Here is a 22637-nt window from a genome sequence, read left to right as displayed (position 1 = left end):
CCTCCGCCAGCAAGGTCGCGGGTCCGACGCCGACGAAACTCACCCCCAGAATCTTGTAGGTTTCCTACAGTTCCGTACGACCCGACTGGCGCCCTAGGATCAGCGCCAGCTGGAGGGTGAACGCCTCGCGCGGCCGCGTGGGGGACCAGCCGGTGACGTCGGTGACCTGACGGAGCCGGTAGCGCACCGTGTTGGGGTGCACGAACAGCGCCCGGGCGGTCGCCTCGATCGACGAGCCGTGCTCGAACCAGGCGCCGAGGGTCTCCAGCAGCGTGCCGCGCACGCCCATGAGCGGCAGGTAGACCTCGTCGACGAGGTGGCGTCGCGCGTGGCCGTCGCCGGCGAGGACGCGCTCGGGGAGGAGGTCGCGGCTGGACACCGGCCGGGGCGCGTCCGGCCACCCGCTGGCGGCGCGGTGTGCCGACAGTGCGGCTCGGGCCGACGCGCTGGCATGGGCCAGGTCGGCGGTGACCGGTCCGACCACGACGGGGCCGTCGCCGAAGTGGTCGAGCAGCCGCGTCGCGGCAGGGAGCGGGTCGCTGACGCCGCCGAGGACGACGACCAGTCGGTCGCCCTGGATGGCGCACAGGGCGTCCATCCCGCCGGCGCGGGCGGAACGGCGTACGGACTCGAAGACGTCGAGCTCCGCGCGGTGGGGCGGCACGGCACCCAGCACCACCGCGACGTCGCCGTGGGCGCCCCAGCCCAGCGCGCTGGCCCGGGAGAGCACGGTCTCGTCGGCCTCGGCCCGGACGACGGCGTCGACGACCAGCGCCTCGAGACGTGCGTCCCATGCGCCGCGCGACTCCGCGGCCCGCGCGTAGACGGCGGCGGTGGCGAACGCGACCTCGCGGGCGTAGAGCAGCACCGCGTCGTGGACCTCGCGCGCGTCCTCCGGGTCGAGCAGGGCGTCGATGGTCGTCTCCACGACCCGGATGCTGAGGCGGACCAGCTCCACGGTCTGCTGGAGCGAGATGACGCCGGTGAGCTCGCGCGGCGCCGCCCCGAAGACCACCACGTCGAGGGGGTCGTGCGCCGAGGCCTCGACCTCCTGGTCGTACCAGTCGACGAAGCCCCGGATGCCGGCCTGCACGATCAGCCCGACCCACGAGCGGTCCTCGGCGCTGAGGTCGTCGAACCACGGCAGGTCGGTCGACATCCGGCCGGTCGCCGCGGTGCTCAGGGCCCCCGTCGAGTTGCGCAGGGCCTCGGCGGCGCGGCGTCGTGACGGAGACATGGAGCGACTCTAGTGGGGGCTGGCGCGTAGTGGGATTCCCACGAACGCGGGCCCGAGGTCACGACTTGGCATCGGCGCCGGGCCGGGCGTGGCGAGGGTGGCGGTGTCTGGTTGAATCCGGGACCTGCCCCCGCCCCGTTGGAGTCCCCGTGCCCCGTCGCACCAGCCCGCACCTGCAGCACGTCACCGTGCACGGCCACCGTCGCGCGTACGTCCGCATGGGCTCCGGGCCGGTGGTGCTGCTGCTGCACGGCCTCGGCTGCGACCACACCACGTGGGCGCCGGTCATGGAGTCGCTGGCGCGCACGCACACCGTGATCGCGCCGGACCTGCTCGGCCACGGCGCCTCGGACAAGCCGCGCGCCGACTACAGCGTGGGCGGCTACGCCAACGGCATGCGCGACCTGCTGACCGTGCTGGGTGTCGACTCAGCGACCGTGGTGGGCCACAGCTTCGGCGGAGGCGTGGCGATGCAGTTCGCCTACCAGTACCCCGAGCGGACCGAGCGCCTGGTCCTCGTGGGCTCGGGCGGGCTGGGGCCCGACGTCAGTCCCGCCATCCGGGCCATCACCACACCCGGCTTCCACCAGCTGATGGGGGTGCTCACCGCACCCGGCCTGCGGCACGTCACGACGGCGACCATGCGGCTGCTCGCCCGCAGCCGGATGCCCCAGGCGCGCGACCTCGGCGAGGTCGCCGACATCTACGACTCCTTCAAGGACCCCCGCACCCGCGCAGCCATCCGCCACGTCGTGCGTGCGGTCGTCGACTGGCGCGGCCAGATCGTCACGATGTCCGACCGCGCCTACCTGACCGAGGCCATGCCCATGTGCGTCATCTGGGGTGCCGACGACATGGTGATCCCCGTCAGCCACGCCAGCAACGCGAGCGCCCTCGCGCCGTCCGCCCGCATCGAGGTGGTGCCGAACGCGGGACACTTCCCGCACCGCGACCACCCCGAGCGGTTCGTGAAGATCGTGCGCGACTTCATGCGGTCGACCGATCCGAGCCGGTACGACCGCGAACGATGGCGTCAGCTGCTGGACGACGGCGCCCGGGTGCCTCCGGTGCAGGCGGAGGCGGGGGAGTCGCCGCTCGCACCGGTGCACTCCGTACGACGCGCGTCGAGCGCCTGACGGGGCGCCGCCGGCTATCCCCAGCTCGCGGCGTCGGTCAGGCAGAACGGGTGGCCGGCCGGGTCGAGAAGCACCCGCCAGGTCTCACCGGGCTGCGGGTCGGCCAGCCGGGCGCCCAGCCCCACCGCGCGCGCTGACTCGGCGTCGAGGTCGTCCACGGCGAGGTCGAGGTGGAACTGCTTGCGGCCGCCCTCGTCCGGCCACGCCGGGGGCCGGTGCCCCTCGACGCGGCCCAGCCCCAGCGCAGGACCGCCGCCGGGCGCGGCGAGCATCGCGTAGTCCTCGCTGCTCGCCGTCACCTCCCAGCCGAGGAACGTCGACCAGAACTGGGCGGACGGCGCGACCTCCGCGCAGTCCAGGGTCACCATCGCGATGCGTACGGTCCGCTCCTGCTCGCCCACTGTCTCTCCTCTGCTCGAACGTGGTGGTCCCGACAGTGTCGGTCGCGCCGGGAGGCCGGGGCTTGGACAAAGGCGACAGGTGCCGGCGGGGGCCTAGGCTGGCCGGGTGCCCTCCCGATCCGGCCGCGTGCAGGCTGCCGTCGTGCGGCCCAGCCGGGCGGAGCGGCGCATCGAGGTGGGCCGGGCCGAGCCCGGCAACGACCTCGCGGACCTCGTGGACTACTTCTGGTGGGTCCGCTGGGACGTGCCCGACCCGTACGACCAGGAGGTCGTGCCGCGGCCCGTGGTGCACGTCTCGGCCGAGGCCGTCGCGGGTGGTCCTCGTCTCCTCGTCCACGGTGTCCACCCACGCATGTTCCGCCGCCGCCTCGAGGGGGCCGGGCACACAGTCGCGGCGGGGTTCCGCCCGGCCGGGTTCCGGCCGTTGCTGCGCGGCGACGTGGGGGCGCTGGAGGGGCGGGAGGTGCCGGCGTCCGAGGTGCTGGGCGTGGACGACCGGGCGGTGGCGGAAGAGGTGCTGGCCTGCACCCGCCCCGAGGACGGCGCGGCGGTGCTGGGGCGATGGCTCGCCGGGTTGCCGCGCGAGGACGACCCGCTGGTGGGGCGCCTGGCGGCGCTCGTCGAGCGGGCTGAGGAGGACACGTCCCTCGTACGGGCCGACCAGCTGGCCGACCTGGCAGGGGTGAGCCTGCGGACGCTCCAGCGCTGGTTCCGCGGGCACGTGGGGATCGGCCCGAAGTGGGTGGTGCAGCGGTTCCGGCTGCTCGACGTCATGGCCGCCGCCCACGGTGGCGAGGACGTCGACTGGGCCGGGCTGGCGGCGCGGCTGGGCTACGCGGACCAGTCCCACCTGATCCGGGCCTTCACGCAGCTGGTGGGCCACCCTCCCGCGTCGTACGCGCGGGAGGCGTGACCCACCACCAGGGGAACGACGCCGTCAGGCGTCGCCGCCCTCCTGCTCGATGTCCTTGGTCGCGGTCGGGTCGTCGATCTTGTAGCGCTCGGCAGCCTCGACGACCTTCTCCACGGGAACCTCACCGGCGTCGGCGAGGGCCTGGAGGGCCTGGACGACGACGCTGACGGCGTCGATGTGGAAGAAGCGTCGGGCGGCGGGGCGGGTGTCGGCGAAGCCGAACCCGTCGGCACCGAGGACGCGGTAGTCGGCCGGCACCCAGCGAGCGATCTGCAGCGGGACCGCGCGCATGTAGTCGGACACCGCGACGACCGGACCCTGCACGCCGGCGAGCTTGTCGCTGACGTAGGCGGTGCGCTTCTCCTCGCCCGGGTGGAGCAGGTTCCACTGCTCCGCGGCCGCGCCGTCGCGGGCGAGCTCGTTCCAGGAGGTGACCGACCACAGGTCGGCCTGCACGCCCCAGTCCTCGGCCAGCATCCGCGCGGCGTCCTCGATCCACGGGTAGCCGACGCCGGATGCCATCAGCTGGACCCGCGGGCCCTCGCCGTCGGCGGTCGAGACCCGGTGGATGCCCTTGAGGATGCCGTCGACGTCGACGTCGGACGGCTCGGCCGGCATGGAGACGGGCTCGTTGTAGACGGTGAGGTAGTAGATGACGTCCTCACCGTGGCCGTCCGGTCCGCCCGAGCCGTACATCCGCTCGAGGCCGTTCTGCATGATGTGGCTGATCTCGTAGGAGAACGCCGGGTCGTAGTGGACGACCGCCGGGTTGGTTGCCGCGAGGAGCGGCGAGTGGCCGTCGGCGTGCTGGAGACCCTCGCCGGTCAGCGTGGTCCGGCCGGCGGTGGCGCCGATGAGGAACCCGCGGGCGAGCTGGTCGGCCATCGCCCAGATCGAGTCTCCGGTGCGCTGGAACCCGAACATCGAGTAGAAGATGTAGAACGGGATCATGTGCTCGCCGTGCGTGGTGTAGGCAGACCCCGCAGCGGTGGCCGAGGCCATCGCGCCCGCCTCGGAGATGCCCTCGTGCAGCATCTGCCCCTGCGCGGACTCCTTGTAGGACAGCAGCATCTTGCGGTCGACCGAGTCGTACTGCTGGCCACCGGGGTTGTAGACCTTGGCGCTCGGGAACATCGAGTCCATGCCGAAGGTGCGGTACTCGTCGGGCGCGATCGGGACGATCCGCTCGCCGATCTCCGGGTCCTTCATCCAGTCACGGAGCAGCCGGACGACGGCCATCGTCGTGGCGAACTTGTTCTTGCCGGAGCCCTGCTTGAGCTCGGCGTAGAGCTCGTCGCCGGGGAGCTTGAGCGCGGTGGCGCGGTTGACGCGGCGCGGCACCGAGCCGCCGAGTGCCTTCCGGCGCTCGAGCATGTACTCGATCTCGGGGGAGTCGGCGCCGGGGTGGTAGAACGGCGCGCCGCCGGTCTTCTCGTAGGACTCCTCGAGGTCGCGGTCGCTGATCGGCAGGTAGAGCCGGTCGCGGAACTTCTTGAGGTCCGGGAGGGTGAGCTTCTTCATCTGGTGGGTGGCGTTCTTGCCCTCCAGGGCGTCGATGGTCCAGCCCTTGATGGTGTGGGCGAGGATCACCGTGGGCTGACCGGTGTGCTTGGTCGCGGCGTCGAAGGCGGCGTAGACCTTGCGGTAGTCGTGGCCGCCGCGCGGCAGCTTCTCGATCTGCGTGTCCGACATGTGCTCGACCATCTTGCGCAGGCGCGGGTCGCCGCCGAAGAAGTTCTCGCGGACGTAGGCGCCGTCCTCGGTCGAGTAGGTCTGGAACTGCCCGTCGGGGGTGGAGTTCATCCTGTTGACGAGGACGCCGTCGACGTCCTTGGCGAGGAGGGCGTCCCACTCGCGACCCCACACGACCTTGATGACGTTCCAGCCGGCACCGCGGAAGTTGGCCTCGAGCTCCTGCATGATCTTGCCGTTGCCCGTGACCGGGCCGTCGAGCTGCTGGAGGTTGCAGTTGATGACCCACGTGAGGTTGTCGAGCTCCTCGCGCGCGGCGACGCGGATCGCACCGAGCGACTCGGGCTCGGCCATCTCGCCGTCGCCCATGAAGGCCCACACGCGCTGCTGCTTGGTGTCCTTGATGCCGCGGTTGTCGAGGTAGCGGTTGAACCGGGCCTGGTAGATCGAGCTGATGGCGGTCAGGCCCATCGAGACCGTCGGGAACTCCCAGAAGTCCGGCATCAGGCGCGGGTGGGGGTAGGACGGGAGGCCGGCACCCTTGCCGTGCTGGACCTCCTGGCGGAAGCGGTAGAGCTGCTCCTCGCTCAGGCGGCCCTCGAGGAAGGCGCGGGAGTAGATGCCCGGGGAGCCGTGGCCCTGGATGTAGAGCTGGTCGCCGCCGCCCTCGTGGTCCTTGCCGCGGAAGAAGTGGTTGAAGCCGACCTCGTAGAGGCTGGCGGAGGACTGGTAGGTGGCGATGTGGCCGCCGACCTCGAGACCCTTGCGGTTGGCCGAGGACACCATGACCGCGGCGTTCCAGCGGATGAACGCGCGGATGCGGCGCTCGACCTCCTCGTCGCCGGGGAACCATGGCTCCCGCTCCGGGGGGATGGTGTTGATGTAGTCGGTGGAGCGCAGGGCCGGGACGCCGACCTGCTTCTCGCGCGCGCGCTCGAGCAGGCGCAGCATGACGTAGCGGGCCCGGTCGCGACCCCGGTCGTCCAGCATCGCGTCGAACGACGCGAGCCACTCCTGGGTCTCGTCGGGGTCGATGTCGGGCAGCTGGGTGGGGAGTCCCTCGTGGATCACCGACGCGATGGGTTGGGCCTTGTCGGACAGGGAGGTGGACTTCTCGGCGTCACTCACCCGCTCATCGTGTCACGCGAGCCCGCCCCACGAAATCTACCCGCGGGTAGTCCCGCAGGGCGTACATCCGGGTCCACGGTCGGCCCGCCGGGCGGGACGGGGTTGCGGCTCCTGCCGTGTTCCTGTGGACTGTGCGCAACCATGCCCGACCAGCCGGCTGACAGCCGACTGTTCGGGCGCACCCGGACATTGGAGGCAATGCGTGAGCTCGACGGTGGGCGACTCTGCCCCGGTGACAGGCACGGGGGACCGGCTCGGGCTCAAGCCCGGCATGGTCGTCCAGGAACTCGGCTGGGACAACGACACCGATGACGAGCTGCGCGTCGCGGTCGAGGACTGCATCGACGCCGACATGGTCGACGGTGACTACGGCAACGTGGTCGACGCCGTGCTGCTGTGGTGGCGCGACGACGACGGCGACCTCGTCGACGGCCTCGTCGACGCGTTGACCGACCTGGTCGGCGGCGGCTCCATCTGGTTGCTGACCCCGAAGGTCGGACGACCCGGGACGGTGGACGCCGCGGACATCTCCGAGGCCGCGCCGATCGCCGGGCTGTCGCAGACGACCACCGCGGCGGTCAGCAAGGACTGGCAGGCCACGCGGCTGGTCGCTCCGAAGACTCCCGCGTGACCGCCCGCGACCTCTCGACGTCCCTCGCGGCCCGGGCCTCGGGCGTCGCCACCACGCTCGGCGTGCTGGGCCGCGCCGGCGTGATCCGCCCCTACGGGCCGCGCACCCTCGCCGACATCGGACGGGTCGTGCTGCGCTGGGGCACCGGCCCGGCGGGCGGGTTCGCGACGCTGGCCGCCCGGGCGCCCCACCAGGTCGGCGTCGTCGACGAGCTCGGCGAGCTGACCTGGGGCGAGCTGCACCGCCGGTCCAACTCCCTGGCACGCGCGCTGTCCGAGCGCGGGGTGCGCGAGGGCGACTCCGTGGCGGTGATGTGCCGCAACCACCGCGGCTTCATCGACGCCTCGATCGCCATCGCCAAGCTGGGCGCCGACATCCTCTACCTCAACACCGCCTTCGCGGGTCCGCAGCTGGTCGACGTGCTCGAGCGCGAGGCGCCGAGCATGGTCATCCACGACGAGGAGTTCACCGCCCTGCTCGCCGGTGCCCGGGTCGAGCGCCGCGTCCTGGCGTGGACCGACGGCGACCCCGGCTCGGCGGAGACCCTGGAGCGGCTCGTGTCCGCGCACGACGAGGGCGACCTGCACCCACCGCAGCGGCACGCCCGGATCGTCATCCTCACCTCCGGCACCACCGGGACGCCCAAGGGCGCGCCGCGCAAGGAGGCCGGCATCGACGCGGCCGTGTCGCTGCTCTCGCGGATGCCGCTGCGGGCGGGGTGGCGTACGCACATCGCCGCGCCGCTGTTCCACACGTGGGGCTTCGCGCACCTCGCCCTCGCGATGCTGCTGGGCTCGACGGTCGTGCTCCGGCGCACCTTCGACCCGGAGGCCGCGCTGCGGACCGCGCAGGACGAGCGGTGCCAGTCGATGGTCGTGATCCCGGTGATGCTCCAGCGGATGCTCGCGCTCGACCCGGAGGTGCTCGACGGGATCGACCTGTCCCGCGTCGAGGTCGTCGCCTCGTCCGGGTCCGCGCTGCCCGCCACGCTCGCCCGGGCCTGGATGGACCGCTTCGGCGACAACCTCTACAACATCTACGGCTCGACCGAGGTGGCGTACGCCTCGATCGCCACGCCGGAGGACCTGCGCGCGGACCCGACGTCGGCGGGCAAGCCTCCCTACGGGACGGTCGTGAAGATCCTCGACGAGGCCGGCCGCGAGCTCCCCCAGGGGGAGACCGGACGGATCTTCGTCGGCAACGGGCTCCTCTTCGAGGGTTACACCAACGGCGGGTCCAAGGAGGTCGTGGACGGCCTGATGTCCTCGGGGGACGTCGGCTACTACGACGAGGCCAGCCGGCTCCACGTGGCGGGCCGTGACGACGACATGATCGTCTCCGGCGGGGAGAACGTCTTCCCGCAGGAGGTGGAGGACTGCCTGGTCACCCACGAGCACGTGGCGGAGGTCGCTGCCGTGGGCGTCGCCGACGAGGACTATGGTCAACGCCTGCGTGCCTTCGTGGTGCGCACCGGCGAGGTGTCGGAGGACGAGCTGCGCGACCACGTGAAGGCCAACCTGGCAAGGTTCAAGGTGCCCCGCGAGATCGTGTTCCTCGACGAGCTGCCCCGCAACGCCACGGGCAAGATCCTCAAGCGGGAGCTCGCCGGGTGGGACCGGAACCAGGACGAGAAGGACGGCGAGGAACCAGCGTGACCTGCGAAGGACTGTGCATCGGCGACGAGGCACCCGACTTCACGCTCCGCGACCAGTTCGGCCAGGACGTGCGGCTCAGCGACTTCCGCGGTCGCAAGGCGGTCGTGCTGATGTTCTTCCCGTTCGCGTTCACCGGTGTGTGCACCGGGGAGCTGTCGGGGGTCCGGGACCGGCTCGACGAGTTCCTCACCTTCGACACCGAGGTCCTCGCGATCTCCTGCGACTCCGTCTACGCGTTGCGCACCTTCGCCGAGTCGGAGGGTCTCAACTTCCCGTTGCTGTCGGACTGGTGGCCGCACGGCGCCGTGTCGACGGCCTACGAGGTGTTCGACTCCGGCCGCGGTGCGCCCCGGCGATCGTCGTACGTCGTGGACCGCGAGGGCCGGCTGCGGTGGGCGGTGCACAACGCCAACCCAGACGGACGGGACCTCGACGAGCACCTCCGCGAGCTGCACGCGGCTCTCGAGACGCACCTGGTCTAGACAGATCCGGACGCTTTTTCCGGATTCTTGGAACCACCCTTGGGCCGGGGTGTAATCTTCATCTTGTTGAGCCGCTGGTGACCCGAGACGCCAGCGGCTCAACTCATTTCTCCCGCAGGTGCCGGGTCCCGTAGGGTGTGCCACTGCGCGTCGGTAGCTCAGCGGTAGAGCACTCGGTTTACACCCGAGCGGTCGGCGGTTCGAAACCGTCCCGACGCACCCCGTCCCCAGCTCGTCCGCAGGTCGACAGCCTTGCATGAGAGCCCTCTCATCGGAGCCTCACGGTCGGCTCACGGCGGCGCGCCAGTCTTCTCGTACACCCGGGGCCGCACCGGCCCCCGACGAGAGGAACCACGATGAGGAAGATCCTTCCCACCACCCTGCTGGGTGTCGCCGGGCTGACCGCCTTCGGCCTGATCGGGATGTCGTCGCCGGTCGTCTCCGCGGGCAACGACGAGGCCGCCAAGCGCGAGGACGACGCGCCGTCGCTCGTCCTGGTCGCCGACGACGACGATGACGACACGAACGACGACGATGACGACACGGGAACCAACAGCCCGTCGTACACCGACCAGAGCCGCGACACCAACGACAACACCAACAGCCGCGTCACCGACGTGAGCCGCGACCGCGACAGGAGCCGCGGCGACAAGACGCGTGACTGGACCCGCGACGGCGGCGACCGCACCCGCGACTGGTCAGCCAACAAGACCAACGACCGCAGCCGCAACGACACCCGCGGCCGCGGCTGAGCGGGCGGCGGCCGGGGAGGGACGCGACCATGGGCAGGAACGACGACGGCTGGCGCCTCGACGAGGGCGAGCTCCTCGCTCCCGGGCTGAGCGCACTGCGCCGGCTCGGCGGAGGAGCCGCGTACGAGGCCTGGCTGTGCTTCGACGAGGTGACCTGGTCGCCCGTCGTCGTGAAGGTCCTGCGTCCCTCCCAGGTCGAGGACGAGTCCTCCCGGCGCGGGCTGCGCCGGGAGGTCCTCGCCCTCGCCACGGTCAACCACCCCGTGGTCGTCCGGGGGCTGCGCGACGGGCAGGACGGCGACCGTCCGCACGTCGTGCTGGAGCACATCGACGGCCCGCGCCTGTCCAGCCTGATCCGCCGCTACGGGCGGCTCCAGGAGCAGCAGTACCTGCCGCTGGCGATCGACGTCGCCGCGGCCCTGCACTACTTCCGCCACATCGGCTGGACGCACCTCGACATCAAGCCGAGCAACGTCATCATGGGCGCCCCGGCGCGGCTCATCGACCTGTCGGTCGCGCGCCCGGAGGAGGACGCGCGGCGCCTGCGCCACCCGATCGGCACCGATGCCTACATGGCGCCCGAACAGTGTGACCCCGGGGCCTCCCACGAGCACGGCGGTCCGGTGCCGTCCTTCGCCTCCGACGTGTGGGGACTCGGCGCCACGCTGTTCCACGCCGTCGCCGGCCGCAGGCCCTTCGAGCACGGCGACCCCGACGCGCGCGACGTACGCCTGCGCTTCCCGCAGCTCGTCGACGCGCCCGTCGCGCTGCCCGACGACGTGCCCCCGGCCGTCGCCGAGGTGATCGCGGCGTGCCTGCGCGTCGACCCCGATGCGCGCCCGCTGCCGCACGAGGTGGCCGAGGCGCTCGAGCCCGTGCTGGCCGGCCTGCCGCGCGGCTCGCTGGCCGCCTTCAACCCGAGGGGCTAGGAAGAGAGGGCCTAGGAAGAGAGGGCCTAGGAAGAGAGGGGCTGGGAAGATCCCGGGTTGAGCCGGTAGCCGACGCCGCGGACGGTGGCGATCGACCCGGTGCCGAGCTTCTTGCGCAGGTAGCCGACGTAGACGTCCACGACGTTGGAGCCGGGGTCGAAGTCGTAGCCCCACACCAGGTCGAGGAGCTGCTCGCGGGTGAGGACCTGGCCGGGGTTGAGCAGGAAGATCTCGGCCAGCGCGAACTCGCGCGCCGACAGCTCGGACTCGCCCTGAGGGCCGGAGATGCGGCGCGTACGCCGGTCCAGGCGCAGGCCGCCGACGACGAGGTCGTCGCCGCTGGCCGGCGCGTCCGTCGGGGCCAGCGAGCGCAGGCGGAGCCGGATGCGTGCCATCAGCTCGGCGAAGCGGAAGGGCTTGGCCATGTAGTCGTCGGCGCCGCTGTCGAGCGCGGTGACGGTGTCGGTGACGGAGTCGCGGGCCGTGAGGATGATGACCGGCATGCGGCTGCCCTGGGAGCGGAGCTGGTCGAGCACCTCGAAGCCGTCCATCCCCGGCAGGCCGATGTCGAGCACCATGAGGTCGAAGCGTCCCGACAAGGCCTCGTCGAGGCCGCTCGGACCGTCGGCCGCGACCGTCGGCTGGTGGCCCTCGGCGCGCAGGCCCTTGGCCACGAACGCGGCGATCCGCTCCTCGTCCTCCACGATCAGGATCTGGGCCACGTCGTCTCCTCGCTCGTCTGGCTGGTCATCTGGTCATCGTCCGGGCAGGGAGGGCGATCTCGACCTGCGCGCCGTGCGGCTCGGCGTCGGTGATGCGTACGGCCCCTCCGTGGGCCTCGGCGATCGCGCTGACGATGCTCAGGCCGAGCCCGAAGCCGTCGTCGCCCGCTCGCACGTGGCTGCGTCCGAAACGCTCGACCACGGACTCCCGGTCCTCGACGGGGATGCCGTCACCGGTGTCGCGGACCCAGAGCCGTACCTCGTCGTCGTCGCAGGCCGAGCCGATCGCCACCACGGAGCCTGCGTCGGTGTGCTTGACCGCGTTGTCGGCGAGCTGCAGCAGCGCCTGGGTGACACGTTGCTCGTCGAGCACCGCGCGGCCCCGCGCCATGGCGTCGAGCTGCCAGTCGCGGTCGCCGAGCGCTGTCGCCTTGGCCAGCACCGACTGGGTCAACGAGGTCAGCTCGACCTCGCCGAGGACGAGGAAGTCGGGACGCCGGCTCTTGGCGAGCAGCATCAGGTCGCCGACGAGGCGTGACATGCGGTCCACCTCGTCGAGGAGCAGCTCGCGGGTCTGGGCGAGCTCCTCGGGGTCGTCGCCGTCGAGGAGCTCGAGGTGCCCGCGGACGACGGTGAGCGGGGTCTTGAGCTCGTGCCCCGCGTCGTCGAGGAACTGCCGTTGCGCGGCGAAACCGCCGTCGAGGCGCTCGAGCATGCCGTTGATCGTGCGCGTGAGCGCGGTGATGTCGTCGTTGCCGCGCTCGGGGATGCGCCGCGAGAGGTCGGTGGCCGTGATCTCGCGGGCGGTGCTCTCGAGGGTGCGCAGCGGCGCGAGCAGGCGGCCGGACTGGAAGGCGGCGATGGTGGTGATGAGGCCGAGGGAGAGCAGCGCGATCAGCGTGTAGGTCTGCAGGGTGCCGTTGAGCTCCTCGTGCTCGTCGCGCAGGAAGTTGACGATGACGAGGGCGCCCTCGCCCTGCGCGTTGGTGACCGGCACGAGGGTCACCCACGTCTCGCCGAACGTCGGCGAGTCGATGACCCGCGTGCCGCCGACCCCGGCGAGGTCGGAGAGGGCCTCCTGGTAGGCGGGCTCGTCGAGCACCTCCTGGCCGTAGCGGTTGACGGTGCGCTCGGGGACCTCGCCGCGCACGTAGCCGACGAGCATCTCGTCGTCGTCGGGCACGTTGCGGGTGAGGAAGACGTTGAGCACCCGGCCAACGTCGTCGAACGGCTCGCCGGTGTTGGGGTCCCGCTTGAGGTTGCGGAACTCCGCGATCTCCTGGCTGATCTGCGAGGTGACCTGGCGCTCGATGCGCGCCGACTCCAGGGCGTACACGAGCAGGCCCGCTCCGGTCATCGCGGCTGCCGTGAGGACGGCGATGACGACGGTGATGCGGGTCCGGACGGAGACACGCGTGAAGCGGCGGCGGGCACCCTCAGTCGTCCCCGTCGGTCCGCTCGTCGTCGGTGTCGTCATCGTCTGGCCCGTCGTCGTCCCACTCGTCGTCGTCATCCTCCCCGACCGGTGTCGGCTGCGGTGTCACGACGCGGGCGTCGTCGCCCCCGCCCCGGCCGGAGCCGTCGCGCCGGCGGTCCCGGTCGCCGTTCCCGTCGCGCTCTCCCCGGCGCTCGCGGTCGTCGCTGGAGGTGGGGGCGGGTGCGGGTGGCGCCGGTGTCTCCGGCTCGTCGGCCGGGGCGTCGCGCAGGATGACCGGGCTGTGGTCGGCGGGCGGGGGCGAGCCGGGCGAGGCCAGCGACCCGGCGACGTAGGCCGTCACCGGCACCACGACCGCCAGGAGCAGCAGCGCCCTGGTCACCTGTCCCATGCCGGTGATCGTGGTCCCCGATCGTGGCGGGTGCGTGAGACGTGGATGAGAAGGCTCTTAGGATCCGTTCGTCGCGGACGAGGTGCCGTCCGTCGCAGCACGCTCGGCGACCCCCTCGTCGTCGTGGGTGACGCGTGCCACAGTTGGCGCATGATCGTCCCCTTCAGCGTCACCGACTTCATCGAGCGTGCTGCGGCCGTCTACGGCGAGCGGCCGGGGTTCGTCGACGAGCCCGACCAGCCAGCCGAGTCGCTGGGCACGCTGAACTACGCCGAGGCGTACGCCCTCTCGCGCCGCCAGGCAGCGAAGCTCGACGAGCTGGGCATCGGTGTCGGCGACCGGGTCGCGATCCTCAGCCACAACTCGGCACGGCTGCTGACGTCGTTCTTCGGCGTGTGCGGCTCGGGCCGGGTGCTGGTGCCGATCAACTTCCGGCTGCGGCCCGACGAGATCTCCTACATCGTGGCCCACTCCGGAGCGCGGGTGCTCTACGTCGACCCCGAGCTCGTCGACTCGGTGCGCGGCATCGACGTCGAGCACCGCTTCGCGCTGGGCGAGGACGAGTCGATGTTCGCCGAGGCCGGGGTGGAGCCACGGGCCTGGGAGCCGGACGAGAACGCGACGGCGACGATCAACTACACCTCAGGGACCACGGCGCGGCCCAAGGGCGTGCAGCTGACCCACCGCAACCTGTGGACCAACGCGGTCACCTTCGGGCTGCACGCCGGGGTCAGCGACCGCGACGTCTACCTCCACACGCTGCCGATGTTCCACGCCAACGGCTGGGGGATGCCGTTCGCGATGACCGGCCTCGGGGTGCCGCAGGTGGTGCTCCGCAAGGTCGACGGCGCCGAGATCCTGCGGCGGGTCGAGCAGCACGGGGTGACCGTCATGTGCGCGGCGCCCGCGGTCGCCGCCGCGGTGCTCGACGCGGCTCAGGACTGGGAGGGCGAGATCCCCGGCCGGGACCGGGTACGGATCATCATGGCCGGCGCCCCGCCGCCGACGAAGACCGTCGTGCGAGTCGAGGAGGAGCTCGGCTGGGAGTTCGTGCAGATCTACGGCCTCACCGAGACCTCGCCCCTGCTGACGGTCAACCGCGGACGCGCCGAGTGGGACGACCTGCCCGCGGAGGAGCGGGCGGCGAAGCTGGTGCGGGCCGGTGCGCCGGCCATCGGCGTACGCCTGCGCACCGACGAGCAGGGTGAGGTGCTGGCGCGCTCCAACGTGATCCTCGAGGGCTACTGGGAGCGACCGGACGAGACCGAGAAGGCGCTGGTCGACGGGTGGTTCCACACCGGCGACGGGGGAGTGATCGGCGACGACGGCTACCTCACGATCAGCGACCGCAAGAAGGACGTGATCATCACCGGCGGCGAGAACGTCTCCTCGATCGAGGTGGAGGACGTGCTCTTCTCCCACCCGGCCGTGGCCGAGGTCGCGGTCATCGGCGTGCCCAGCGAGAAGTGGGGCGAGACGATCAAGGCGCTCGTCGTGCTGTCCGACGGCGCGAGCGGCAGCCCCGAGATGGAGTCCGAGCTGATCGCGTGGTGCAAGGACAAGGCGGCCGGCTACAAGGCGCCGACGTCGATCGAGTTCCGCGACGAGCTGGCCCGCACGGCGACCGGCAAGCTGCAGAAGTTCAAGCTGCGCCAGCCCTACTGGGAGGGCCAGGAGCGTCAGGTCCACTAGTCCAGTCGTCTAGCCTGCGCGCATGCCCAGCCTCGCCGACGTCGTCGACCTGCTGCACACCTGGTACCCGCCCGGCACCGCCGACTCCTGGGACGCCGTCGGGCTGGTGTCGGGTGATCCGGTCGCCGAGGTCGGTCGCGTGATGTTCGCGGTCGACCCGACCCTCGAGGTCGCCCGCGAGGCGGTCGAGTGGGGCGCCGACCTGCTGGTGGTGCACCACCCGCTGTTCCTGACCGCCGTCAGCTCGGTCGCGGCGACCACGCCCAAGGGCAGGACCCTGCACACCCTGACCGCGGGCGGCTGTGCGCTGCTCACCGCGCACACCAACGCCGACCAGGCCGACTCGGGCGTCTCGGAGTCCCTGGCCCTCGCCCTGGGGCTGACCGACCTCGCGCCCATCAGGCCCGCGCCCGCCGAGCCGCTCGACAAGGTCGTCGTGTTCGTGCCGCTGGCAGACGCCGACGCCGTACGGACCGCGATGGCCGACGCCGGCGCGGGCCGGATCGGCGACTACGACTCCTGCACCTGGACCACGACGGGCGAGGGCCGCTTCCGGCCGCTGGACGGGGCCTCGCCCGCCGTCGGCCGGGTCGGCGACCTCGAGGTGGTGGACGAGGCGCGGGTCGAGGCGGTCGTCCCGCGCTCCCGGCGTACGGCGGTCGTGCGGGCGCTGCTCGCCGCGCACCCCTACGAGGAGCCGGCCTTCGACGTCCTCCCGCTCGCCGACCCCGGGCTCGCGGGCACGGGCACCGGGCGCGTCGGCACCATCGAGGAGACGACCCTCGACCAGTTCGCGGCACGTGTGGCGGCGGCGCTGCCCGCGACGGCCCACGGCGTACGCGTGGCCGGGGACCCCGCGCGGGTGGTGCGGCGCGTCGCGGTGTGCGGCGGGGCGGGCGACTTCCTGCTCGACGAGCTCGCCCGCAGCGACGTGGACGCCTATGTCACGAGCGACCTGCGGCACCACCGGGCGGGGGAGTTCCTCGAGCACGGCGGACCCGCGCTGGTCGACGTGGCCCACTGGGCAGCGGAGTGGACGTGGCTGCCGGTGGTGGAGTCTCGGCTGCGCGCGACGCTGGGCGATAGGGTCGACACCCGGGTCAGCACGCGGTGCACCGACCCGTGGACGTTCCGCCACTAGATCGCACCCGAAGTCGAAGCAGGAGAGCCGTTGAAGGCCGATCCCACCCACCAGCTCGCGCTCCTCGACGTCGCCGAGCTCGACCGGCGTGCCGCGCAGCTGCGGCACCAGCGGGCCAACCTCCCCGAGGTGGCCGAGATCAGCGCGCTCGAGACCGAGCGCACCGCGCTCACCGACCAGGTGCGCGACGCCCGCATCGTCGTCGACGACCTCACCGCCGAGCAGGCCAAGGCCGACCGTGAGGTCGAGCAGGTCAAGACCCGCCGCGAGCGCGACCGCACCCGGATGGACACCGGGCAGATCACCAACCCCAAGGACCTCGAGCGGATGCAGCACGAGCTCGTGTCCCTCGAGCGCCGGATCGCGACGCTGGAGGACGCCGAGCTCGAGGTGATGGAGAAGCTCGAGGAGGCCCAGCAGGTCCTCGACGGGCTCGCCATCCGCGCGGACGACATCGACGCGAGGCTCGCCGAGCTCGTCGCCGCCCGCGACGAGAAGCGCGCCGCGATCGACCGCTCGCTCGACGAGGTGTCGACCGCCCGCGGGCCCGCGACCGACGGCCTGCCCGACGACCTGATGGCGCTCTACGAGCGGCTGCGCGAGCAGAAGGGCATCGGCGCGGCGCTGCTGCGCGCCCGCCAGTGCGGGGGCTGCAACATGACCCTCGACGCGTCCGAGCTGTCCCGGATCCGCTCCGCCCCGGCCGACGAGGTCATCCGGTGCGAGGAGTGCCAGCGCATCCTGGTGCGCACCGACGAGTCGGGACTCTGAGGGGCCGACCCGCGATGCGCCTCGACGCGGAGCTGGTGGCGGCGCGCGGCCGTACGTCGCTGCGCGCCCGCGTCGCCCGGCTGCGCGCCAAGGGCTGGGTCATCGGCCAGTGCGCGATCGCGGCCGGGGTCGCGTGGTGGCTGGCCGCCGACGTGTTCGACCACCACCTGCCGTTCTTCGCGCCGATCGCCGCCGTGGTCTCCCTCGGGATGTCCTACGGCCAGCGCCAGCGCCGCGTCGCCGAGGTGACCGTCGGCGTCGCCCTCGGGGTGTTCCTCGGGGACGCCACCACCCACCTCATCGGCTCCGGCGGCCTCCAGATCGCGCTGATCGTCGCGGCCGGGATGTCGATCGCGCTGCTCCTCGACGCCGGGCAGCTGCTGATCATCCAGGCCGCCGTGCAGGGGATCGTCGTCGCTGCCCTCGCCCCAGCACCGGGGGACGCGTTCCTGCGGTGGACCGACGCCATCATCGGCGGGGCGGTGGCTCTGGTCGCCGCGACGGTCGTGCCGCGTGCGCCGTTGCGCAAGCCGCGCGACCAGGCGGCCGTGGTGGTGCGCAAGATCGCCGAGCTCCTGCGATCGTCGGCGGACCGCCTCGGTGACGGCGACGTCGAGCGTGCGCTGGCGGTGCTCCGCGACGCCCGGACTACCGACATCCTGATCGGTGAGCTGCGCGCCGCGTCGGAGGAGGGGCTGTCCGTGGTCAGCTCCTCGCCGTTCCGGCGGCGGCACGGCGAGCAGCAACGCCAGCTCGCCGAGCTGGTGGAGCCCCTCGACGTGGCCCTGCGCAACACTCGCGTGGTCGTACGTCGGGTGGCGGTGGCCTGCTACCGGCGCGAGCCCGTGCCGATGTCGTACGCCGCGCTGATGCGCGACCTGGCGGTGCTGGCCGAGCGGGTCGCCGACGAGCTGGTCGCCGACCGGATGGCCACGGCGGTGATCGAGGACCTGATCGCGCTGGGCCGCGCCACCGCCCAGGTCGAGCACAGCGACGACCTCTCCGCCGAGGTGATCCTCGCGCAGGTGCGGTCGATCATCGCCGACCTCCTCGCCCTGTGCGGGATGGACCCGCTCGAGGCGACCGACGTGATCCCGCTGCGCTGACAGGTCGCGAACGAGGGTCAGACCTGCGTGACGACGACGTCGAGCTGGGTGCCCTTCGGCGTCGGCTCGCCGACCTCGACCGTCCAGCCGAGGCGGGTGAGCGCGTCGGCGAGCGCGCCCGGCGTACGGGGGTCGGCGCCGTCCTCGAGCAGCGCGCGCACCATGCGGCCCTTGGTCGCCTTGTTGAAGTGGCTCACCACGCTGCGCCTGCCGTCCGCCTCGTGGAGCACGCGCACGGTCGCGACACGGCGCGACAGGTCCTTGGTCGGCCGCCAGAAGGCGGCGTACGTGCTGGAGCGCAGGTCGACGAGGAGGCCGCCGCGCACCGCCTCGGTGATCGCGTCGCCGAGCACCTCGCGCCACGCACCGGCGACCGACCCGACGCCGGGCAGGGCTGCGTCGCCGGAGAGGCGGTAGGCCGGGATCCGGTCGCCCGGCCGCACGATGCCGAAGAGCGAGCTGGTCACCGCGACGCGCGACGTGGCGCGCCGGCGGGCGGCGGGACTCAGGGTGTCGAAGCCGAGCGCGTCGTAGAGGACGCCGGTGTAGATCGAGTCGGCGCGCGCGGTCGGCGCCGCCTCGAGCGTCGCGTTGCGCTGGACGAGGTCGCGCTGGGCGGGGCCGAGCCCGAGCACCTCGACCGCCTTGTCGGGGTCGGCACGGCACAGGGTCGTGAGCGCCTCCAGCAGCGAGCTGCGCGTCGGGGTGAGCGCGGGCGAGGAGAGCGAGGAGAGGTCGAGGGACTTGCCGCGGCGCGGAGCGGTCTTGCCCTCGCTGGGGGGCAGCAGGATCAGCACGGGCACAGGGTAGGGGCGGCTGCCTCGACCTCCCGGATAGGGTCCTGACATGCCCAGCAACCGTGTGGTGAAGGTCCGGTCGACGGGTGACAGCGTCAGCGCCCAGGAGATGCGGGATGGCATCGCCACCATCCAGCAGGAGCTGGAGATCTCGGCGCGGTTCCCCGAGTCGGTCGAGCGGGCGGCGGCGGAGGCAGCAGCCGCACCGCGCCTGCCCGATCTGGACCGCACCGACATCGAGCTCGTGACCATCGACCCGGAGTCGGCGCGCGACCTCGACCAGGCCATGCACATCGAGCGTTCCGGCGACGGCTACGTCGTGCACTACGCCATCGCGGACGTCGGCGCCTTCGTGACGCCGGGCGACCCGGTGGACGTCGAAGCAAACCGTCGCGGCGAGACGCTCTACGGCGCGGACTCCAAGGTCCCGCTGCACCCGCCCGTGCTCAGCGAGGGGGCGGCCTCGCTGCTGCCCGACGAGGTCCGTCCCGCGCTGCTGTGGACCATCCGCGTGGACGGCACGGGGGAGGGGACCGACGTCCAGGTGGAGCGGGCCCTGGTGCGCTCCCGCGCCAAGCTGGCGTACGACGCGGTCCAGGCCGACCTCGACGCCGGGCGGGCCCCCGAGCTGATCGAGCTGCTCCGCGAGGTCGGTGAGCTCCGGCTCGCCCGCGAGGCCGCGCGGGGAGGCGTCTCGCTGCCGCTGCCCGAGCAGGAGCTCGTCGAGAACGGCGACGGCCACTGGGAGCTGGAGTTCCGCCGGCTGACGCCGGTCGAGACGTGGAACGCCCAGATCTCGCTGCTCACCGGCATGGCCGCCGCGTCGCTGATGGTCTATGCCCGGGTCGGCATCCTCCGCACGCTCCCGCCGGCGGACCCCCGCGACGTACAGCGCCTGCACCGCACCGCCCGCGCGCTCGGCATCGAGTGGCCGGCCGAGCAGCTCTACCCCGACTTCATCCGCACGCTCGACCCCTCGCGGCCCAACCACGCCGCGATGATCGTGGCGTGCACCCGCTTGCTGCGCGGCGCGGGCTACGTCACCTTCAACGGCGAGCTGCCCGAGCAGGCGCAGCACTCCGCGCTCGCCTCGGAGTACGCCCACGTCACCGCGCCGCTGCGTCGGCTGGCCGACCGCTACGCCGGGGAGATCTGCGTGGCGCTGTGCGCCGGCACCGAGGTCCCCGGGTGGGTGGTCGACGCGATGCACGAGCTGCCCGACACCATGGCCGGTTCCGGGCGACGCGCCAACCAGTACGAGAACGCGATCGTCGACCTCTGCGAGGCCGAGCTGCTCCACGACCGGGTGGGCGAGCGGTTCACCGCGGTCGTCGTCGACCTCGACGAGAAGGACCGGCGTCGGGGGGACATCACGATCGAGGACCCCGCCATCGAGGCCACGGTCACCGGGTCCGCGGAGCTGCCGCTCGGCGAGGAGGTCGCCGTCGAGCTGGTGGCTGCCGACCCGGGGGCGCGCAAGGTGGAGTTCCGGCTGGTCTGAGGGGCGTCGCGCGCACGGCGGCGGCGCGGGGTGGGAGTGGGTCGGCCTGTAGGCCGGGTTCTGTCCTGCTTGCGCAGGGGCGACCATCCATCTGCGACGACCGTTGCCGGCCGCCTGGTGCGATCTACCCGGATGCTCGGGCGGGCCGCCCTCGGACGCATCCTGTCTGATCTTGCTCCGGGTGGGGTTTGCCTAGCTGCGCCGGTCGCCCGGCGCACTGGTGGTCTCTTGCACCACCGTTTCACCCTTACCGGCGCCGCGCCGAAGCACGGAGCCGGCGGTCTGTTCTCTGTGGCACTGATCCCGCGGGTTGCCCCGGGTGGCTGTTGGCCACCACCCTGCCCTGTGGAGCCCGGACCTTCCTCGACCCGCCACCGAGGTGACGGACCGCGGCCGCCCGGCCGACCCACTCAGGCCCGAGTCTAGGGGTGCGTGAGCACCTCGGCGCCATCCTCGGTCACGAGGAGGGTGTGCTCGAACTGCGCGGAGCGGCGACGGTCCTTGGTCACGACCGTCCAGCCGTCGTCCCACATGTCGTAGTCGGGCGTGCCGAGGTTGAGCATCGGCTCGATGGTGAAGGTCATCCCGACGCGGATCTCGTCGTCGAAGCGCTCGTCGTCGTAGTGCGGGATGACGAGGCCGGAGTGGAACGCGGTGCCGATGCCGTGGCCGGTGAAGTCGCGCACCACGCCGTAGCCGAAGCGCTTGGCGTACGCCTCGATGACGCGGCCGATGACGTTGACGCGGCGACCGGGCCTGACCGCCTTGATCGCGCGGTCGAGCGACTCCTTGGTGCGCTCGACCAGCAGGCGCGACTCCTCGTCGACGTCGCCGGCGAGGAAGGTGGCGTTGGTGTCGCCGTGCACGCCGCCGATGAAGGCGGTGATGTCGATGTTGACGATGTCGCCGTCCTCGACGACCCGGGAGTCGGGGATGCCGTGACAGATCACCTCGTTGACGCTGGAGCACAGCGACTTGGGGAAGCCGCGGTAGCCGAGCGTGGAGGGGTAGGCCCCGTGGTCGCACAGGAACTCGTGACCGATGCGGTCCAGCTCGTCGGTGGTCACCCCGGGCACGACGTGCGAGCCGACGAGCTCGCGGGCCTGGGCGGCGAGCCGGCCGGCGACCCGCATCCGCTCGATCGTCTCGGCGTCCTTGACCTCCTCGCCGGTGAAGCGCGCCGGCGCGGGCCGGTCGACGTACTCCGGACGGGCGATGTGGGCGGGCACGGCACGACGCGCAGACACCTCTGCGGGGGATACGACAGACACGACGCGAGTGTAGTTTCGGCCCATGAGCGAGAACGAATACTGGTTCTGCCTGACGCACCACGCCGTGGAGGGCCGTGACGGGTGCAAGAACGCCGACCGGCTCGGCCCGTACGCCTCGTCGGCCGAGGCCTCCCGCGCGCTCGAGAAGGTCGAGGAGCGCAACGAGGAGTGGGACAACGACCCGAAGTGGAACGACGACGGCCCGGGCTCCGGCGACGGTCTCGCCGACGGGACGCCGGACAGCTGACCGCTACTTCTTCTTCGACTTCTTGCCCTTGATGGGTGAGGCCGACTGAGCGATGTCGGCAGCGGCGCGCACGCTCTTCAGCGCCCGCTTCGTGTTCTTGTCCAACGTCTTGGTCAGCTCGGAGATCGCCGCCTCGTACTGCTGGCTCACGCGCGCTGCCGTCTCGGCTGCCACGCGCTCGGCCGTCTCCTGCGCGACCTTCTGGATCAGTGCCGCGCTGCTGATGGCCTGGGCGCCGACGTCGACGGCCCGCTCGGCAGCGGACTTCCGGGCTGCACTGGCGACCGGCCTCGGGGCCGTCGGAGCGGACTTCGTGGCCGGCGACTTCTTCGCGGCGGTCTTCTTCGCGGGCGCCGCCTTCTTGGCGGAGGCCGCCTTCTTGGTGGGGGCAGACTTCTTGGCAGCGCTCTTCTTCGCCGGCGCCGCCTTCTTGGTGGGGGCAGACTTCTTGGTGGGGGCAGACTTCTTGGCCGTCGTCTTCTTGGCGGTCGTCTTCTTCGCCGGGGTGGTCTTCTTGGCAGCCGTCGTCGTGTCGGCAGCCGTCGTCTTGTTGGCCGGGGTCTCGCTCACAGCTCACTCCTCGCCTCGTGGGAGACCCGATCCTTGC

The 22637-nt window shown here is 72.1% G+C and carries 22 protein-coding genes, 1 tRNA gene and 1 other RNA gene; 14 read left to right on the top strand and 10 right to left on the bottom strand.

The annotated features are described in order from the left end of the window. Positions 1–64 precede the first annotated feature (64 nt). Positions 65–1237 (bottom strand): PucR family transcriptional regulator, encoded by a 1173-nt coding sequence (locus tag IEZ24_RS20105; protein WP_129456802.1) that lies wholly within the window; start codon positions 1235–1237, stop codon positions 65–67. A 149-nt stretch (positions 1238–1386) separates the two neighbouring features. Between IEZ24_RS20105 and IEZ24_RS20100 the strand changes: the two genes are divergently transcribed. Further along, positions 1387–2373 (top strand): alpha/beta fold hydrolase, encoded by a 987-nt coding sequence (locus IEZ24_RS20100; RefSeq protein WP_242498599.1) that lies wholly within the window; start codon positions 1387–1389, stop codon positions 2371–2373. Between the two features lie 14 nt (positions 2374–2387). Here IEZ24_RS20100 and IEZ24_RS20095 read toward each other — a convergent pair whose 3' ends face one another. After that, positions 2388–2774 carry a VOC family protein gene (locus IEZ24_RS20095; RefSeq protein WP_242498600.1) on the bottom strand — a complete coding sequence of 129 codons (387 nt, stop codon included), beginning with the start codon at positions 2772–2774 and terminating at the stop codon, positions 2388–2390. Positions 2775–2880: 106 nt separating this feature from the next. Between IEZ24_RS20095 and IEZ24_RS20090 the strand changes: the two genes are divergently transcribed. Next, positions 2881–3687 carry a helix-turn-helix domain-containing protein gene (locus IEZ24_RS20090; RefSeq protein ID WP_129456803.1) on the top strand — a complete coding sequence of 269 codons (807 nt, stop codon included), beginning with the start codon at positions 2881–2883 and terminating at the stop codon, positions 3685–3687. A gap of 24 nt (positions 3688–3711) precedes the next feature. Here the strand turns inward: IEZ24_RS20090 and aceE are convergent, their stop codons facing one another. Further along, positions 3712–6507 (bottom strand): pyruvate dehydrogenase (acetyl-transferring), homodimeric type, encoded by a 2796-nt coding sequence (gene aceE, locus IEZ24_RS20085; protein ID WP_242498601.1) that lies wholly within the window; start codon positions 6505–6507, stop codon positions 3712–3714. Between the two features lie 232 nt (positions 6508–6739). Here aceE and IEZ24_RS20080 point away from each other — a divergent pair, with 232 nt between their 5' ends. The 6 genes from IEZ24_RS20080 (at position 6740) to IEZ24_RS20055 (ending at position 10956) form a co-directional block, all read left to right on the top strand. Then, on the top strand, positions 6740–7138 hold the full coding sequence (locus IEZ24_RS20080; RefSeq protein ID WP_275938097.1) for a DUF3052 domain-containing protein: 399 nt from the start codon (positions 6740–6742) through the stop codon (positions 7136–7138). Next, positions 7135–8793, top strand: a complete 1659-nt coding sequence (locus IEZ24_RS20075) for an AMP-binding protein (protein ID WP_129456805.1) — start codon at positions 7135–7137, stop codon at positions 8791–8793. Before IEZ24_RS20080 ends, IEZ24_RS20075 begins: the two co-directional genes overlap by 4 nt. After that, the gene (locus IEZ24_RS20070) at positions 8790–9275 is read left to right on the top strand and encodes a peroxiredoxin (RefSeq protein WP_129456806.1); all 486 of its coding nucleotides are present in this window, start codon (positions 8790–8792) and stop codon (positions 9273–9275) included. The genes IEZ24_RS20075 and IEZ24_RS20070 overlap by 4 nt, the downstream gene beginning before the upstream one ends. Before the next feature lie 147 nt (positions 9276–9422). Next, positions 9423–9494, top strand: a tRNA-Val gene (locus tag IEZ24_RS20065). Between the two features lie 137 nt (positions 9495–9631). Continuing rightward, positions 9632–10027 carry a hypothetical protein gene (locus IEZ24_RS20060; RefSeq protein ID WP_129456807.1) on the top strand — a complete coding sequence of 132 codons (396 nt, stop codon included), beginning with the start codon at positions 9632–9634 and terminating at the stop codon, positions 10025–10027. Positions 10028–10056: 29 nt separating this feature from the next. Continuing rightward, a complete protein-coding gene (locus tag IEZ24_RS20055; RefSeq protein ID WP_129456808.1) occupies positions 10057–10956 on the top strand; it encodes a serine/threonine-protein kinase in 900 nt (299 codons plus the stop codon). A 26-nt stretch (positions 10957–10982) separates the two neighbouring features. Here IEZ24_RS20055 and IEZ24_RS20050 read toward each other — a convergent pair whose 3' ends face one another. Genes IEZ24_RS20050 through IEZ24_RS20040 form a run of 3 tightly spaced genes read right to left on the bottom strand, consistent with a single transcriptional unit; the run spans position 10983 to position 13504 of the window. Beyond that, a complete protein-coding gene (locus tag IEZ24_RS20050) occupies positions 10983–11678 on the bottom strand; it encodes a response regulator transcription factor (RefSeq protein WP_129456809.1) in 696 nt (231 codons plus the stop codon). Positions 11679–11703: 25 nt separating this feature from the next. Beyond that, positions 11704–13155 carry a sensor histidine kinase gene (locus IEZ24_RS20045; RefSeq protein WP_224745608.1) on the bottom strand — a complete coding sequence of 484 codons (1452 nt, stop codon included), beginning with the start codon at positions 13153–13155 and terminating at the stop codon, positions 11704–11706. Continuing rightward, positions 13115–13504, bottom strand: a complete 390-nt coding sequence (locus IEZ24_RS20040) for a hypothetical protein (protein WP_129456811.1) — start codon at positions 13502–13504, stop codon at positions 13115–13117. Before IEZ24_RS20040 ends, IEZ24_RS20045 begins: the two co-directional genes overlap by 41 nt. Positions 13505–13654: 150 nt before the next feature. Here IEZ24_RS20040 and IEZ24_RS20035 point away from each other — a divergent pair, with 150 nt between their 5' ends. From IEZ24_RS20035 to IEZ24_RS20020, 4 genes are read left to right on the top strand one after another with little or no spacing between them, the layout of a single operon-like run. After that, complete coding sequence (locus tag IEZ24_RS20035) at positions 13655–15196, top strand: AMP-binding protein (protein WP_129456812.1); 1542 nt, start codon at positions 13655–13657, stop codon at positions 15194–15196. A 22-nt stretch (positions 15197–15218) separates the two neighbouring features. Further along, on the top strand, positions 15219–16337 hold the full coding sequence (locus IEZ24_RS20030; RefSeq protein WP_129456813.1) for a Nif3-like dinuclear metal center hexameric protein: 1119 nt from the start codon (positions 15219–15221) through the stop codon (positions 16335–16337). Positions 16338–16367: 30 nt separating this feature from the next. Then, positions 16368–17108, top strand: a complete 741-nt coding sequence (locus tag IEZ24_RS20025) for a zinc ribbon domain-containing protein (RefSeq protein ID WP_129456814.1) — start codon at positions 16368–16370, stop codon at positions 17106–17108. 14 nt (positions 17109–17122) lie between these two features. Next, positions 17123–18214 carry an FUSC family protein gene (locus tag IEZ24_RS20020; RefSeq protein WP_129456815.1) on the top strand — a complete coding sequence of 364 codons (1092 nt, stop codon included), beginning with the start codon at positions 17123–17125 and terminating at the stop codon, positions 18212–18214. 17 nt (positions 18215–18231) lie between these two features. On the opposite strand, the gene yaaA is transcribed toward IEZ24_RS20020, so the two are convergent. Beyond that, positions 18232–19011, bottom strand: coding sequence for a peroxide stress protein YaaA (gene yaaA / locus IEZ24_RS20015; protein WP_129456816.1), 780 nt, complete (start codon positions 19009–19011; stop codon positions 18232–18234). A gap of 49 nt (positions 19012–19060) precedes the next feature. Between yaaA and IEZ24_RS20010 the strand changes: the two genes are divergently transcribed. Then, entirely contained in the window at positions 19061–20512 is a 1452-nt protein-coding gene (locus IEZ24_RS20010; protein WP_129456817.1) for an RNB domain-containing ribonuclease, read from the top strand. Between the two features lie 33 nt (positions 20513–20545). Here the strand turns inward: IEZ24_RS20010 and rnpB are convergent. Both rnpB and map read right to left on the bottom strand, forming a co-directional pair. Beyond that, positions 20546–20921, bottom strand: an RNA gene (rnpB, locus tag IEZ24_RS20005) — RNase P RNA component class A. A 13-nt stretch (positions 20922–20934) separates the two neighbouring features. Beyond that, on the bottom strand, positions 20935–21807 hold the full coding sequence (gene map / locus IEZ24_RS20000; protein ID WP_129456818.1) for a type I methionyl aminopeptidase: 873 nt from the start codon (positions 21805–21807) through the stop codon (positions 20935–20937). Between map and IEZ24_RS19995 the strand changes: the two genes are divergently transcribed. After that, complete coding sequence (locus IEZ24_RS19995; protein ID WP_129456819.1) at positions 21806–22030, top strand: hypothetical protein; 225 nt, start codon at positions 21806–21808, stop codon at positions 22028–22030. The genes map and IEZ24_RS19995 overlap by 2 nt on opposite strands. A gap of 3 nt (positions 22031–22033) precedes the next feature. Here IEZ24_RS19995 and IEZ24_RS19990 read toward each other — a convergent pair whose 3' ends face one another. Next, entirely contained in the window at positions 22034–22600 is a 567-nt protein-coding gene (locus tag IEZ24_RS19990) for a hypothetical protein (RefSeq protein ID WP_191192889.1), read from the bottom strand. Positions 22601–22637: the final 37 nt, after the last annotated feature.

Origin of the sequence: Nocardioides ganghwensis, from assembly GCF_014779655.1 — a bacterium.
Classification (GTDB): Bacteria; Actinomycetota; Actinomycetes; order Propionibacteriales; family Nocardioidaceae; genus Nocardioides; species Nocardioides ganghwensis.
The sequence above is the reverse complement of the archived record's forward strand: the minus strand, read 5'-3'. Positions and strand labels throughout refer to the sequence as shown.